Source organism: Robertmurraya korlensis NBRC 107688 (assembly GCF_001591645.1).
Classification (GTDB): Bacteria; Bacillota; Bacilli; order Bacillales; family Cytobacillaceae; genus Robertmurraya_A.
Map to the genome: position 1 here is coordinate 1 of NZ_BCVH01000014.1, position 16,089 is coordinate 16,089.

Consider the following 16,089-nt stretch of genomic DNA (forward strand, 5'->3'; position numbering starts at 1 on the left):
TGATACCAATAGGTTGAGGCGTCTTCTATTAAATCAACAAGTAGCGTTAAAAGGTTACATGAGGGCAACTGATGTACAAAAAGCGAATAGTTAAACAGAATATAACTTAAGCTGAGTCAAAAAATAAATAACACATAGATGAAAAGGATAGATGATCAGGAGTAAGAAAACCTGAACTTATCTATCCTTTTTTTATTCAACAAAAGCCACCTATAATTTAAGTACATTTGTTCACAAATAACTCTTCTTTAGTAGAAGTTCTTGGCCATTACTTAAGAGAATTCACTTTACCTTTACCGATCAATCAAATCACTTAGGAACACTCCCAATACCCTATTATTATTTTGATAGACTATTTACTAGTTTCCGATTTTTCTTAGTAATGATTTTGGTTTCAGAAAGGAAAAGGCCTGTTAAGGTAAGAAATGTCCCGAAAGTTGCCATCCAAGTTAAAGGTTCGTGCAACACAATCATAGCAGTAATGACTGTAATAACAGGAACAAGATAGATATAGATACTTGCTTTAATAGCCCCTAATTTTTTAATGGCAAAATTCCATGTTACAAAGCAAAGTGCAGATGCACCTAGTCCTAAGTAAATCATATTAAACAAGTAGACTGGATGGGCAAAGCGTTGCCCCATGTTCATTTTGCTATCCATTCTCTTTCCTTTCCACTAAAACCAGCTTATTTAATATCATCTATGTAAATATTCCGGTATTGTCCGGGAGTTAATCCGATGAAGTCCATAAAATAATTACTAAAGTGACTTTGATCCACAAAACCAGTCTGCATAGCCACTTCCAATGGTTTCACCCCTAGCCCTAATAGCTTCTTAGCTTCATTAATACGAACTGTTTGTAAGTAACGATAGGGAGTAATACCGCGTATACGTGCAAATGAGCGTAACAATGTGTATTTATTCATATCGCAAATTTTCACTAAATCATCAAGAGAAATAGGCTCTGAATAACGCATTTCTATAAACTCACAAACCTTTGCGACTTTTTGCTCAATTTTATCCAATTTAATGTCTTTAGCTATTTCACAATACTCTTCAATTATTTGTTCCATTAAGAAATAAAACGTTTCTTCTTTATTAAAATCTGATAATTTATCCAATATCATATGGTGGAGATGCTGCAACAGTTGAGCATGTTCACTGTGAAATGCAACAGGATTAGTAAAGTAAGGAAGATAGTCTCTACCGGTAATCTCTTTTACCACTTTTCGCATTATATCTGGTTTTATATTCAAGCATCGATAATCTAATGTTTTATTATCAATTTGCTCACACGCATGATTATCAAACGGGTTAAAGAAAATAAGATCACCACTATTAATGACATAATTTTTATTCTTACATGACAATTTTCTTTGTCCGCTCTCGATAAAGCCAATGACGTAATATTCATGAAAATGGTTTGGGAATTTTTGCATAATTCCATGAAAACGATATGCCTCGATTTGCAAATCATAATCAAAGCAAACTTCTCTCTCTTCCTGTTTCATGTAAAGAAACTCCTTTCGGTCTTCTGATAAATAGCTTAGCATATTTATATTAGAGCTTCTTGTATGATATTGACTAAATGGAGTTTTAGATTGGGAGGCCATTAAGCAAAACATCGACACTCCCCTATTCCCCTTTTCTACAGCTGCATCAATTGGTGTGATACATGGTGTTTATAAAAGCCGATTAGTGTTAATAGAAGTTCTGCAAATGTCGTTAAGTAAATAGGAATTAACAAAAAAACTCTCAATCCGTGTACACAATGTGTGCACAAAAGTGTGCACAGACTTATTTTTTTTAATTGATTTTAATTGATCTAGATTGACTAACAACATGCTAAAAACCTTGATATACCAGACTTAATTGTTTTTAATTGAACTTATTTTACTCAGTTGTTCAATAGTTTTTCCTCTGGCAGCGTAGAGGTCAGGGGTTCAAGCCCCCTATGCTCCATATACTACATCCCTTACGTATGATCTAATCAATAAAGTTATTTCAATTGTTTCAAAAAAACGTGGATAGTGTTATCGTAAAGAAATAAGACTAACGAAGCTCAGAAGTTTTTGAAATTCGAAGAATAATAACCATCAAAAATGCAATATTTATTAATTAGACGACACGAATGTCGTCTTTTTTGTTACTATTTATTAAGTCAGACTTAAGAGTATAGTAAGAGGAAGTAAATGAACATATCAAAAGAACCACTTTACAAAAAAATATTTTTTCAGATTAGCAATATGAAATAGTAAAGAAAAAGGTGTATGTAAACATGGATTGGCATTTATTTAACATTATAGGAACAATTGCATTTGTTATTAGTGGAGCGGTTGCTGCTTCAGAAGAAGAATATGATTTAATTGGCTTTTACGCCATGGGTTTTGTTGCAGCTTTTGGTGGTGGATTGTTACGAAATCTTATTATCGGAGTCCCTGCAAGTACATTCTGGAACCAACAACCATTATTCTTACTTTCTTTCATAATTATTACGGTTATTTATTTCGTACCTATAGATAAACTAATTCAGTCAAAACACTGGGTATTCTTCTATGGTTTAATAGATGCTATAGGTTTGGCAGCCTTCGCTATTCAAGGAGGCATGATAGCAAAAAATACCGGGTTACCGACTAGTGCAGTTATTGTGTCTTCGTTGTTAACCGGTGTAGGTGGAGGAATTATCAGAGATTTACTAGCAAAGAGACAACCATTTGTATTCAAGTATGAATTGTATGCTCTTTGGGCTATCTTAACTGGTATCATAATTTCCATAAGTGGAGCCTTACCGCCTTTTCCCTCTACCCTATTATTCATTGGAATCGTGTTGTTAAGGATGGTTTCAATGATGTTGAATTGGAAGATACCAAGACCTGTCATACGAATGAGAAAGAGAAATTCGCTTTTAAGTAAAGGCTCTGTTAAACAATAATGTTGATTTTTCAGGTAAATGAAAAGGACTTCTTGTGAAGTCCCAAAGGTCTAGTTTTCCCTTTTCCTTTTGTGATGAAGACACGCCTTACTGCTTGTGAATCGTACCTTTTGAACATGGATTGAACCTTTGCAATTACATCTTCCACTTTTAAGAGTAAAATAATTTTAGTTTGTACAATGGTTCACTTTACTGTACTAAATAACTACTTGACTTTGTATTCCAATAACTCGTGTAGGCTTTCCAAGAACTATTAAAAAAGCGTTATTATATTTTGTTGATTAAACACACCTTTTAGCTTTCCCACGACTTACATCTGGAGGGATTGAGCATCTATCCCTCCGCTATTCTAGCTTTCTTTCAATTAATTCATCAGTAATAGATCAAGCTTTTTAACAGTAATTTATAATTATATCAAAAAACGCATTTACTATGTCTCTGGAGATTCTACCTGGCCACAGTCAATACTACCCTTTGATATGAAGTCAATGGTTGGTCAGCATTATCCGAGGCTTCAAGGATAAAATGCAGTGTTTGTCCATTGACAGCATCTGTAGGAACAGTAAACTGACTCGTTACCTCAATCTCATCTTTTATCAACTCTGCCATATCAATTGTTCCCGGTGAAGGAACATTAAAAGGATAGGTATTATACTCTGGCTTAGTGTTTTCCTCTTCGCTTATGGTAACCAGTTCTATCGTACCCGGATAAGTACCAGCTTCCTCATATTGCCACCAGCGACCTGTGAGATGATCTCCATCTGGATCCTTAACGATTGCCTTTAGAGTAATTGTTTGCCCAGGTTTTACAATTGTATTATCTAAACCAATAACCTTAACTACAGGACTATGATTTGCAGAAGCATACTCCGGTGTAATCGTCCACTTTAATCTTGCTGCAAAGTCTCGTTGAGCAGCTCCGAACCAACGTGCTGAAGAAAACTCTTTCGAAGCAACACCATTTGGATCAAAGTCTTTTCCATTTCGACCACCCCAGCCACCATAGCTGGCATCCATATGGGCATCTAGACCGTTATCCAATAGATTCATAAACATGGATGTGTCGCCTTCCGAGATCCAGGAACCGGGTTCTTCCAACCTGCCAAAAAAGTTAGCATACCAAGGCCAGTAACCAAGTTTCTTTAGTTGCTCTCCATCCAATCCTGCAAAACCGAAGAAATCAGTAAAATCATTCTTATGCATTAGTTTTCCGTCTCCCCAGACTCGATAGAACTCTCCGAACGGTCCAATTACAGATACATTCTCCCTCGTCCAAGCAGCGGAAAGATAATGGCGGTCTTCAGGTTGAACAACTTTGCGTGCTGGATATCCCCATATTTTTGTAGCCATTTCACGGAATTCTATTTCAGACCAGTTTATGCCAATATAGCTTTCATAGATGCCATCTTGGTCTCCGAACGACTGGATGATGACTTTCTTAGAAACTTTTTCATAAATCTCTTTCCATTGATCGCTGTTTTTATATTCCTCTTCAATTGATTTTAGAGCCCTTCCGATTGTTGATTGTCCAGCCCCTGTTAATAGATATAATGGACCAGGCTTATTATCAAGGATCAGGTTCTTTACGAGATCAGAACCTGGGCTATCCTTGGAAATGTCTCCTGGAAACTCTACGTTGCCATGAAGAATTCGAGAGCGCAACTCATCTGGGTGAGGATAACCTTCAGCATGAACCAAAAGATTTGGATATACTTTTGCATAAATGTCGACAGCTTCCTCCATAAAACGCGTTTCTTCATCCCATCGCCAGTTAGTAATCGGACCAATTCCAAATTGAGAGTGTTCCGACTCTCCATAGAACAGCGTACCCTTGCCATCCCCTTTCCAATGTAGACTGCTACTTGTATAGATCAGTCCTTCTGTATCAAACTGATTGCTATAGAGCAGATATCGAACCAAAGTATTTGAATCATCAAGTTCTGGATCGAACATGACAACAGTACGCAATTTTTTATCCCTGACCATATTATCATTCCTCCTAATTTTTAATATAAATCCATGTTATGTGAAGCGGGACACTCGTTTATTTATGCCTCACCTCAACAGGGGCCTTCTTTATCATTTCAATCAACATAAGATGAAAGCCATTCTTCACACAACTTAAACCAATGAATGACATGAAAGTTATAATGGTTTTCGTCTCTAGCTGTTGTTCGATCACACAACGCTAAACCATGCATTCCTTTTTCAAACACATGTAGTTCAAACGGGACATTCTTCTCTCTTAACTTTACAGCAAGCGTTAAAGAATTCGATACATCAACAAGGACATCTTCAAATGTATGCCATATAAACATCGGTGGTGTTTCTTCATCAATATAATTTAAAATATTATACTTCTCAACATCATCATCTGCAGGATTTTTAACTCCAAAGAATCTTTCATTTGCTGTATTTGGCTGATTAATTAACGATGCTGCAAACCCTAATTCATCTTCATCAAACCGATTTGCTGACACAGAAGGATAACATGGGATCGCCAAATTTACCTTTAATTTCTCCTTCGTAGTATGTAATTGTTCAGTTAACCATGGATCCCACCCGGGCAAACGATCACTAAAGGTCTTTTCTTTCCAACATTATATTCTTTCGAATTATTAAGTAAATAAGTTTCCATGAAAGCAGTTTCGTTTAATGTAATCTTCTCACATAACATCTAAATTCTCTCCTATTCATCGCTTTAAAGTAGCTTTGGATGATTAATAGTTTCATACGTGACTCATGAGTTGAGAAGCTTATGTTTCTTCAACACTTTCTACTATTCTTCCTATTTAAAGTTCAACAAAAATCTTAGAAGGTTTTAGAGTATACCAGATAAATTACTTAACCAAAACATAATCAACCGACTGCTTCCATCCTCGATAATACTTATCTCTCTCATTCTTAGTCATTAAAGGTTGATATACTTGATGTTCTTGATTTAGTTTATTAATTTCGTCTATTGATTCCCAAACTCCAATTCCTAATCCAGCTAGGTAAACCGAACCCATTGAAGATAATTCCGGTACTCTTGAAGCGTTTACATTGATATTTAACATATCTGCTTGGTATTGCATCAAGAAACAGTTGTTGGTTCCTCCTCCATCTACCTTTAAGGTTATTATTGGAATATTGGATTCGGATTGCATCAACTCAATAACATCCTTAACCTGATAAGCAATACTTTCTAACGCAGCCCGTACTATGTGTGCCTTTCCTGTAGCTCTACTCATACCCAAAATTGCAGCACGTGTATACGGATTCCAATAAGGAGCTCCTAAGCCCACAAATGCAGGAACAAGGTAAACACCTTTATTATCAGTTATAGAGCTTGCTAATTCCTCAACCTCATCTATTCCATTGATTAATTCGAGCTGATCTTTTAGCCATTTAATTACATCACCGGTACTATTAATAATTCCTTCTAGTGCATATTCCACTTTACCATTTAGCCCCCAGGCAACGGATGTTACTAAACCCTTTGAACCTCTTACTAATTCTCCGGTGTGCATCATAACAGAAGTACCTGTACCATATGTGGCTTTTGCCATTCCCGCTTCAAAACATTTTTGTCCAAATAATGCACCTTGAGAATCACCGATTACACCTGATATAGGTAGTGCTGTGAACGGAAGACCTTGATCTTCCGTCAAACCAAATATCTTATTCGAATCTTTTATACTAGGAAGCATGGATCTTGGTATATCAAATAGATCCAACAAATCATCATCCCATTGAAGTGTATCAATGTTAAAGAGCAGGGTCCTGCTTGCATTTGAATAATCAGTTGCATGTACCTTACCACATGTTAATTTCCAAATGAGCCAACTATCAATCGTTCCTAGCAATAGTTTCCCTTCTTTAGCTCTGTCTTTGACACCATCCACATGATCCAAAATCCATTTAATTTTAGATGCAGAAAAGTAAGGATCCGCCTTTAAGCCCGTTTTGAATTGTATCATCTCTTCGTATCCCTGTTCTTTTAGCTCTTTGCAGATATCAGAAGTTCTTCGGCATTGCCAAACGATTGCATTATATACAGGGACTCCTGTTTCCTTATCCCAAACGACTACCGTCTCCCTTTGATTGGTAATAGCTAAAACTGCTAATTCTACTTGAGAAATGCTAGATGTTTGAACCAGTTCTATTATTAGTTTTTTTACATTTTCATAGATTTCAATCGGATCATGTTCTACCCAGCCTGTTTGCGGATAATATTGCTTATGACTTTTAGAACATTTGTGAATAATTTGTCCTCTTTCATTTACTAGTAACACTTTTGTTCCTGATGTACTCTGGTCAATTGCAAGGATATGATTTTCTTTTCCCATATGATTACCTCATCATTTACCAACCATTTGCATGGCGATATCCTTAACATTTTTCACACTCAAACCATAGTACTCAAAAACTTCAGCGGTTTTCCCAGCAACAGCTGGCTCGTCTGGAAGCCCCAGAATCTTAACAGGAACCGGGTGATTTTGCGAAACAACTTCTGCTACCGCTGAACCTAATCCTCCGTAAACACTATGCTCTTCAATAGTGATGATTTTCCCTGTTTCTCGAGCCGCTTTTAGGATGGCTTCATTATCTAACGGCTTAATTGTATGCATATTGAGAACTCTACAATTGATGCATTCCATCTTTAGAGCTATAGCGGAGTCTAATGCCAATCTAACTGTCTCCCCAGCTGCAATAATGGTAATATCGTTTCCTGGCATCATTGTAACTGCTTTACCGATTTGAAACTCGTAATCTTCTGATACATATGAATCTTCTACTGGATTTCGGCCAATTCGTAGATAAACCGGTCGATTATATTCAACCAATGCTTCAATCATTTTTTTTGCTTCGTGACGGTCAGCAGGCATCATGACATCCAAACCAGGAATAGCACGAGTTACTGCAAGATCTTGTAGAGAATGATGAGACATTCCTAGCGCTCCGTAGCTAATACCGCCACTTATACCGATTAACTTAACATTCGTATTGGAATACGCCACATCTACTTTAATTTGTTCAATACTTCTCATACTTAAGAAACAAGCTGGAGACGCAACAAATGGTTTTTTACCCGAAGCCGCCAAGCCTGCCGCAACCCCAACAAGGTTTTGTTCTGCAATTCCTACCTCTACGATTTGATCCGGTAATTCTTTACCAAAATTCGCAAGGGATGCGGACCCTCTAGAATCGCTAGTTAAGACTAAAATATCTTTATTTTCTTTAGCTAAGTCTAATAAAACCTCACTGATCACTTGACGATTGGCGATCTTATTTCGTTTTGCACCTTTTAGAGCAACATTACTCATTGTAGCACCTCCAGCTGCTTTGAAAGTTCTTTCATTGCCAGTTCATATTCCTCTTTACTAGGTACGTGATGATGCCATTTTGCAACATTTTCTGCAAAGGATATTCCCTTGCCCTTGACTGTATTGGCAATAATTAAGGTTGGTTTTCCAACCACTTTTGGAGTTCCCTCCAAAACATGTACTAACTGTTCTATGTTATTTCCATCTACTTCTATAACTTCCCAGCCGAAAGCTCTCCACTTTTCTCCGAACGGTTCAAGGGACATAACATCTTCCGTACTTCCTGTAATTTGCAAACCGTTACGATCAATGATAGCTATTAAGTTATCAAGCTTGTAATGTGCGGCAGCCATGGCTCCTTCCCAAACAGAACCTTCCGCCTGTTCACCGTCTCCCATTAAGGTATACACTCGGTACGGTTTTCCGTCCTTCTTGGCAGCCAAGGCCATTCCAACAGAGATTGGAAGCCCATGTCCCAAAGCCCCTGTATTCATTTCCACACCTGGTACTTTATTGTTTGGATGACCAATTAATCTAGTATTAAACTGAGAAAATGTTTTTAATTCCTCTTTCGGGAAGAAACCTTTATCTGCCAGGATGGCCCAATAGGACTCAACGGCATGCCCCTTACTTTGAACATAACGATCTCGGTCTTCCCATTTAGGATTGTTTGGATCAACCTTCATAATATGATAATAAAGAACTGTTAAAATATCGGTATTTGATAGAGAGCCGCCTGTATGCCCCGTACCCGCCTCATAAATCATCTTTAAAAGTTCCATTCGAATTTCGGTTGCTTTTTGTTTTAGAAACTCAATATTATTCATCATCAATTCCCTCCAGCTTATTTATTAAGGTCACTCCCACGAAGCCATGCTTTAATTTCACTTTCGGTTGGATCTACTGGATCAGGCTTCAAACCAGGAATATATTCGCATGCCTCAAATAGAGCTGGGATAACATCAGCATGAACACCTACTGAGTGGTGAATATACGGTCCTTTCACTAACTTTTCTTCCCATAAAGGCCAATCATTTACTTCGACCCATACATATGAACCTCTAGTAAATGGCCCTTCAATTCCCTTTGCTTTTCCAAGGAAGATGGAATACTCTCCATGGTCTCCGTCAAAGCGTGCAATTGTCATATCCCCACCCTTAATTTCACCTTCATGTGTTCCTGGTGAATGGTCGTCAAATAAGAAGTGTTTATTTAGCTTTGGCTTTTCTTCCACACTTAACGATACAGGGAAATTACCACAGTGGAATAATAACTCACCATTTGGATTTTCCGGATGACGCACAGTGATATCTGCGAAAAATGTTGGTTTTGTATTTAAAGTTGCTGCTTGAACCATAATGGATGTAATCGCACCATGGATGTCTGTTTCACACGTCACAGGGATTTGTTCGTCTGTTAGAATCGCATTGGCTAAACAAGGCATGATACCAATAATTTCTTGTAAGGTTGACCAACACTGAATCGCAATCGCTGTACTTCCTGTATCCGCAGCTAGTTGTTTCATAGCAACTTTCAAGGATGCGATTCTTCGAACATCCTGTTCAGTTACTCCGCTCCAGTCGAGCTTTTCCTTAATATAGTTCATAGCCTCCTCTAACTCTTGGCTGTCTATCTTTTCGATTTTCAAAGTTTCTTTCTTCAACTCTTCAAGAGTGATCGGATGAATCTGGATTCCGAATGTCTCCAACAATTCACCTTCATTACAGATAACGGACCAAAAATCAGATGGTCTTGTAGATATTTGCAAGATTCGTAGATTGGTAAATTGCTTTACAACATTGGCTGCTGCGATAAAATTCTTAAAACCTCTTTCAAAAACAGGACTATCAACGCCGCAGTTCGTTATATATGTAAACTTGACGTTAAACCTCCTTAGTACTTTACCCGTTGCAAAAAGTCCACATTGCGTATCACGAAGGCGCATCCCATTTTCTAAAGGAGCTTCATCCCGTGGTCCCCAAAGTAAAACTGGCTTACCAATAGCTTTGGCTACACGTGCCACAATGTCTTCTGTTCCAAAGTTACAATGAGGGAAAAACAAAGCATCTACTTCAGCATCTCTAAATTTTTTGATAATCAATGATTCCTGAGAACGATCGTGCAATAATCCTTCTTCATTTATTTCTTCTAAATCGATAATTTCCATTTCAAGTCCAAAACTTTCCACTTTTTCTCTAATTAAATTTTTAAATTTTAGTGCGTCTTCCTTACTAAATACAAATCTCCGAGTTGGAGCAAATCCAAGTTTAATTTTTCCCATAACTAACCTCCGATGTAAATTACTAAATTAGTTTGTTTTATTTAGCTAAACTATTTAGTTATACAGTTAAAACCGCTTACATGTTGTTCATTAAGGGTATTTCCTTGATGTAATATTATCAACCGCTAGATTACTAGTCAACTTTTTTATAAATTTATTTAGTTATAATTATATATTTTTATATAAAATTTATATAAAAAATCAAAAAACAAGACATAAAATGGACTGAGATTACATATAAGAACAAAGATTCAATAGGTTTTATATAAAAAATAACTAAACAAAAACTAATTATTAACTAAACAAAATAAAAGTATGATATAATTCGTTTATATTCAATATAAACAACAACTTTACACTTCTAGGAAGGTGCATTTTTTTGAAAATAGATGATATCGCTAAACTAGCGAATGTATCAAAATCAGCCGTCTCATTAGCACTAAACGGGAAAAACGGAGTAAGTGAAAAAACTCGTAATAAAATTTTAAAAATTGCCGAGGATTATGGCTACATTCCCCGACCTATTATTAAGGCTGATCAGGTTTACCAAATGAATACTAAACTACTGAGACTCGTTGCTGTGACAAATTCAGGGATCGTCACGGAACAATTTGAATCTCTTCCCTTTTTCATGGAGCTAATCAAAAGTATTGATACTGAAATTGGATCTAGTGGTTATTCCTTAATGGTTTCCTCTATAAATATAGAAACATTTGAGGATGAAATATCTAGATTGGAAAAAGAGCAGAAGTCTGCTGGTATATTGTTATTGGGTACCAATTTAACTTCTGAGCAAATCAGAGTTATCTCAGGTATTCAACCTAATTTAGTTGTTTTAGATACTTGCTTTGAAACACTAGATGTTAACTTTGTTGTGATGAACAATATACATGGCGCTTATCAGGCAGCAATGTATTTAATGGAACATGGACATCATGATATTGGTTATGTTCAATCAAATATCAGGATGTATAACTTTGATATGAGGAAAAAAGGGTTTATTCAAGCACTAACAGAAAAAAACCTTACTATTAATGAAAAAAATTGTTTTTCCATCTCTCCAACAACTATTTCATCTCAAGATATTTTTATTGAGAAAGTACGAAATAATATGAACCAACTGCCAACTGCTTTATTTTGCGAAGCTGATTATATGGCAATTAGCGTCATTAAATCACTTACCGAATTGGGTATTAAAGTACCAGATGAAATTTCAGTCATTGGTTTTGATGACATTTTTGAATCACAAGTGATTACTCCTGAATTAACAACTATCCGTGTTAAGAAAGATCGAATCGCACTTCTAGCAGTTGAAATACTAATCCGACAGATTGAAAATAACGACTTTGATAAAGTTAAAGTACTAGTAGATACGGAACTAATTGAAAGAAATTCATGTTCAGAAAATAAATAGTAAGGGTAAAATTGTTATACTGAGCTCGATATTGGATGCCATTGAAGATCTAAAAAAGGGAAAAATCGTCATTGTAATGGATGTTGAAAAGAGGGAAAATGAAGGTGATTTTTTAGCTCTAGCTGAAAATATTACAGCTGAGACAATAAATTTTATGATTCAATATGGCCGTGGATTGGTGTGCTGTCCAATTACAAGAGAAAGGGCAGAGCAATTGGGATTTCAAATCATGGTTTCTGAGAATACGGAAAGTTTAAAGACCGCATTTACTGTTTCCATGGATCACATTTCTTATAAAACAGGAATTTCAGCTTTTGAAAGAGCAGATACCGTTCGTGCAATAGCAAATCCTGAATCTTTACCTAGTGATTTTAGAAAACCAGGACATATGTTTCCCCTAATAGCAGTCGATGGAGGTGTTCTAGAAAGACCGGGACATACTGAAGCAGGGGTTGACCTAGCAAAACTAGCTGGAAGTTTTCCGGCTGCAGTTATTTGTGAAGTAATTAAAGATAATGGAGAAATGGCACGGTTAACAGATTTAAAAGAATTTTCAATTACTCACAAGTTAAAAATAATCACAATTAAGGATTTAGTTACATTTCTAAAGGAAAATAACTCCAGCTACTAACCTCTCCTTTAAGCCAAGTAAGAAATATTGTATAAGTTAACTTTCTGTTTAAGTAGACAGATAAGAGATAAGAGAGAAGCAATAACATCAAAAGAGTAAATACCAACAGCCCTTTGACAAAAACCACTGGGCTTTTTTTATATTCACCATTTTTCCTTTTCACAGCGGAAAAGATATTTATCTGTGATATTGGTTCAGTTATAGACCGTAAATTCCTCTCATTTAGAAAAAACGATGCTTCCTGAGCACCGTTCCGTTGGAAATTTTGATATTTGATAAGGTTTCATGATTCTACAATCTCTTTTACTACTAAATAAACAAATCTAATATCAGAATAAACCCTAATCCGACTACAGCTGTATTTGAGGAAAGTACACTATAGGTAGAGTTGCAACTGTAGCAGCCCCTAATGCAACAAGTAAGTAGGCAAACTCACACTCCTTCGAGTTTGCCTTTCGTTTTTTTATTCTTTTATTCTAATTTACTACATGGATAAACTAAGTGCTAAATCATACAATGACATATCAATTTCGTGTATTTCTGTCGCAGCTTGTTCAAAAGTGGTATAAGTGATTTTACCATTCTTTACGCTAACCATACTTCCATGATCCCCACTCAGGAGGATATCCACAGCTTTTGCCCCCATTTGACTACCAATCATCCGATCATAGGCAGTAGGTGTCCCACCACGTTGTAAGAATCCTAGTACAACGACTCTTGTATCTAGTTGTATGTGGTCTTGTAACTCTTTTTGTATATCCTCAGCACTACACACACCCTCTGCAACAATGACGATACAATCCTTTTGTCCACGATTCCTTGCCGTATGAATACGTGCAATGACATCTTTAATATCGTAAGATGCCTCCGGAATAATGATTGATTCTGCTTCCGAACAAAGTCCAGCCCATAAGGCAATGTCCCCCGCACCACGTCCCATAACCTCCACAATTGAGGTTTTTTCGTGAGAATAAGCGGTATCTCGAATTTTATCAATTGCATCAATTGCAGTACTTACTGCAGTATTAAAACCTATTGAATAATCTGTACCAGCTATATCATTATCTATGGTTCCAGGTATCCCCACAACAGGTAGGCCCTTTTCACATAATTTCAACGCACCTTGAAAAGATCCATCTCCACCTATTACAACAAGTCCATCAATATTTAGCTCCTTTAAATTTCGTATTGCTTCATGTTGCGATTCATCCAATTTAAATCGCTCACTCCTTGATGTACGCAGTATCGTTCCCCCACGCTGTATGATTCCATCAACAAACTTTTGATTCATTGGAACGATATTTCCTTCTAACAGACCCTCATAACCATTGTAAACACCGAATACTTCTAACCCCTTATCGATCCCTCTCAAAACTACCGCCCGTATGGCAGCATTCATTCCAGGAGAATCCCCACCGCTAGTTAGTACAGCAATTCTTCTCATAATTCCCCTTCTTTCATTATGTAATTTATAGAGCGGTTTCAGTTCCATTCCTACTTAGATAATCTCTAAGTATTAAAAACCAAAAATACTTCTTTCTATTTGTCTACCAAGTATTTTATTATTTAATATATTTTTCTTCTTTGTTGCTGTCAACTTATTATAATTAAAGCCTCTCCATTTTTGGAAGAGGCTCTTACTTTATAATAATTCCTTCACAGCATCAACTGCTGCTTCATAGTTTGGACGGTTGGTTCCTTCACTTACATACTCAACATATGTAACTTTATCTTTTGTTTCAATAACAAACACCGAACGTGCTAATAGAAGAAATTCTTCCATATATATACCTTATGCCTTCCCGAATGAAAGATCCTTATGGTCTGAATATGTTTTTACTTGTTCAAATTAATAAATGTAACTGAAGCCATCAATGACTCCTCCTTTTTTTATCAATTATATAAGGAAACTATCAAAATACAATGCTGAATACAACAACCAGGATATTCAAGTTAGAAAATATTGTAGAAAGACAAGTTATCTGAAAAAAAAGACTCTATTGAATTCATTGTTGACTTTTTCACGGAGGTATAGGGAATTCATAAACGGAGAAATTACGGTTAATGTTTATAGTAGGGGCTCAAGAAGCAGATATAAGCGGATTAATTTCGATTAACTTCTATATTTATAACTATTTTTAATAAAGAGAATCTTACAATTCCTCTTGGTTTTACAAACGAATACGTTAGAATTGACGCACTCAAAGTATTCAGTTCACTAATATTTTCTTGAGATTGATTTAACATCTTTTCTACCACTTGTTTTATTTAAATATTTTCTGTGCTTGCATAAAAGTACTCAAAAAGCCTTAACTCATACTGTTTTGATATAGGAAGACCAAATGTTTGAGAACTCGTTTACGGTTAGTTCGACAATAGGCATATTGTTTTTGATGTTACTCATTTTATCCCACTCCTTTCTTATGAGTTTTTCCCCATTCTGTATTAATTATTTTGAAATATTACATCCAACATTTCACAGAAAACTACGAAACAAACTAAGAATGTAACAAGGCGTTTCATTTAGGTAACACATAATTTTAGTTGTTATCCATTACAATAAAACCTCGAACTATTTTCTATTCAAGTGAACGGAAATAAAATAGATATAATCTGACTCTATAAAAATTAGAAGTGATACTAAATATACTTGTCTTCAGGATGAAGAATAGGAAGGTTTAAAAGATGAAAAAGGCTATTTTTTTGGACATCGATGGAACTTTGGTTAACGATAAACTTATAATCCCTGAATCAGCCAAACTTGCCGTACAAAAGGCTAGAGAAAACGGACACCTTGTTTTTATTTGTACAGGAAGGCCAAAATCGCTAATTTCCCCTGATATACTGGAAGTTGGGTTTGATGGGATTATTGGTTCTGCCGGAGGGTATATAGAAATGGACCATGAGGTGTTATTACACGTAAATGTTAAAAAAGAGGATGTAAAGCATGTTGTAGACTTTTTTAACCAACATGGAATCGAGTTTAATCTGGAATCAAACATCGGTATATTTACTCGTAAAAATGGTAACTCTCGTATGCGTTTCATTTTAGAACAATTACATAAAGCTGATCCTAATTCAAAGATAGACATAGAAAAAGGATTTGAGTCTATTTTCGATACTATTATTGAGAGTGAAGACTTACTTAGAGATGATATTAATAAGATTTCCTTTTTTGGATCAAAATTACCCCTTGAGAGGATAAAAGAAGAATTCGCATCTAAATTCACGGTCATTCCTAGCACAGTAGCTGCTTTCGGAGAAAATTGTGGTGAAATATCCATTCTTGGTGTAAATAAGGCAACAGGTATTGAAAAGATCATTAATCACTTAAACATAAAAAAAGAGGATACCTTTGGATATGGCGATAGCTGGAATGATTTAGAAATGCTTGAATTCGTCCACTACGGAATCGCCATGGGAAATGCAAATGAAGCAGTTAAAAATATAGCTAATGATGTTACTGATACACATGATGAAGATGGTATCTATAATAGTTTTAAAAAATATAGATTAATTTAA

The 16,089-nt window shown here is 35.9% G+C and carries 13 protein-coding genes and 2 pseudogenes; 4 read left to right on the plus strand and 11 right to left on the minus strand.

What is annotated here, in order from left to right; translation table 11 throughout:
• Positions 1-339: 339 nt before the first annotated feature.
• Both BKO01S_RS16675 and BKO01S_RS16680 read right to left on the minus strand, forming a co-directional pair.
• On the minus strand, positions 340-660 hold the full coding sequence (locus BKO01S_RS16675) for a DMT family transporter (protein WP_066056658.1): 321 nt from the start codon (positions 658-660) through the stop codon (positions 340-342).
• 26 nt (positions 661-686) lie between these two features.
• Positions 687-1,511 (minus strand): AraC family ligand binding domain-containing protein, encoded by an 825-nt coding sequence (locus BKO01S_RS16680; protein WP_066056660.1) that lies wholly within the window; start codon positions 1,509-1,511, stop codon positions 687-689.
• 767 nt (positions 1,512-2,278) lie between these two features.
• Here BKO01S_RS16680 and BKO01S_RS16685 point away from each other — a divergent pair.
• On the plus strand, positions 2,279-2,932 hold the full coding sequence (locus BKO01S_RS16685) for a trimeric intracellular cation channel family protein (RefSeq protein ID WP_066056663.1): 654 nt from the start codon (positions 2,279-2,281) through the stop codon (positions 2,930-2,932).
• Positions 2,933-3,379: 447 nt separating this feature from the next.
• On the opposite strand, the gene BKO01S_RS16690 is transcribed toward BKO01S_RS16685, so the two are convergent.
• From BKO01S_RS16690 to BKO01S_RS16715, 7 genes are all read right to left on the minus strand, one after another.
• Positions 3,380-4,918, minus strand: coding sequence for a DUF1593 domain-containing protein (locus BKO01S_RS16690; protein WP_066056666.1), 1,539 nt, complete (start codon positions 4,916-4,918; stop codon positions 3,380-3,382).
• A gap of 98 nt (positions 4,919-5,016) precedes the next feature.
• On the minus strand, positions 5,017-5,502 hold the full coding sequence (locus BKO01S_RS16695) for a prolyl oligopeptidase family serine peptidase (protein WP_369691003.1): 486 nt from the start codon (positions 5,500-5,502) through the stop codon (positions 5,017-5,019).
• Entirely contained in the window at positions 5,478-5,609 is a 132-nt protein-coding gene (locus BKO01S_RS25050; protein WP_269748546.1) for a hypothetical protein, read from the minus strand. The genes BKO01S_RS16695 and BKO01S_RS25050 overlap by 25 nt, the downstream gene beginning before the upstream one ends.
• Positions 5,610-5,772: 163 nt before the next feature.
• Complete coding sequence (gene glpK, locus BKO01S_RS16700) at positions 5,773-7,263, minus strand: glycerol kinase GlpK (RefSeq protein WP_066056671.1); 1,491 nt, start codon at positions 7,261-7,263, stop codon at positions 5,773-5,775.
• Between the two features lie 12 nt (positions 7,264-7,275).
• Complete coding sequence (locus BKO01S_RS16705) at positions 7,276-8,241, minus strand: transketolase family protein (protein WP_066056674.1); 966 nt, start codon at positions 8,239-8,241, stop codon at positions 7,276-7,278.
• Entirely contained in the window at positions 8,238-9,068 is an 831-nt protein-coding gene (locus BKO01S_RS16710; RefSeq protein ID WP_066056835.1) for a transketolase, read from the minus strand. The genes BKO01S_RS16705 and BKO01S_RS16710 overlap by 4 nt, the downstream gene beginning before the upstream one ends.
• 17 nt (positions 9,069-9,085) lie before the next feature.
• Positions 9,086-10,522: an L-fucose/L-arabinose isomerase family protein gene (locus BKO01S_RS16715; RefSeq protein ID WP_066056676.1), complete on the minus strand. Its 1,437-nt coding sequence runs from the start codon at positions 10,520-10,522 to the stop codon at positions 9,086-9,088.
• 379 nt (positions 10,523-10,901) lie between these two features.
• Between BKO01S_RS16715 and BKO01S_RS16720 the strand changes: the two genes are divergently transcribed.
• Positions 10,902-11,936, plus strand: a complete 1,035-nt coding sequence (locus tag BKO01S_RS16720) for a LacI family DNA-binding transcriptional regulator (RefSeq protein WP_066056679.1) — start codon at positions 10,902-10,904, stop codon at positions 11,934-11,936.
• Between the two features lie 16 nt (positions 11,937-11,952).
• Positions 11,953-12,549: pseudogene (gene ribB, locus BKO01S_RS16725) on the plus strand (3,4-dihydroxy-2-butanone-4-phosphate synthase); the annotation flags it as partial.
• A 502-nt stretch (positions 12,550-13,051) separates the two neighbouring features.
• Here ribB and pfkA read toward each other — a convergent pair.
• Positions 13,052-14,011, minus strand: coding sequence for a 6-phosphofructokinase (gene pfkA, locus BKO01S_RS16730; protein ID WP_066056685.1), 960 nt, complete (start codon positions 14,009-14,011; stop codon positions 13,052-13,054).
• Between the two features lie 198 nt (positions 14,012-14,209).
• Positions 14,210-14,413, minus strand: a pseudogene (locus tag BKO01S_RS24450) (redoxin family protein); the annotation flags it as partial.
• Between the two features lie 839 nt (positions 14,414-15,252).
• On the opposite strand from BKO01S_RS24450, the gene BKO01S_RS16735 reads away from it, so the two are divergent.
• On the plus strand, positions 15,253-16,089 hold the full coding sequence (locus tag BKO01S_RS16735) for a Cof-type HAD-IIB family hydrolase (protein ID WP_066056687.1): 837 nt from the start codon (positions 15,253-15,255) through the stop codon (positions 16,087-16,089).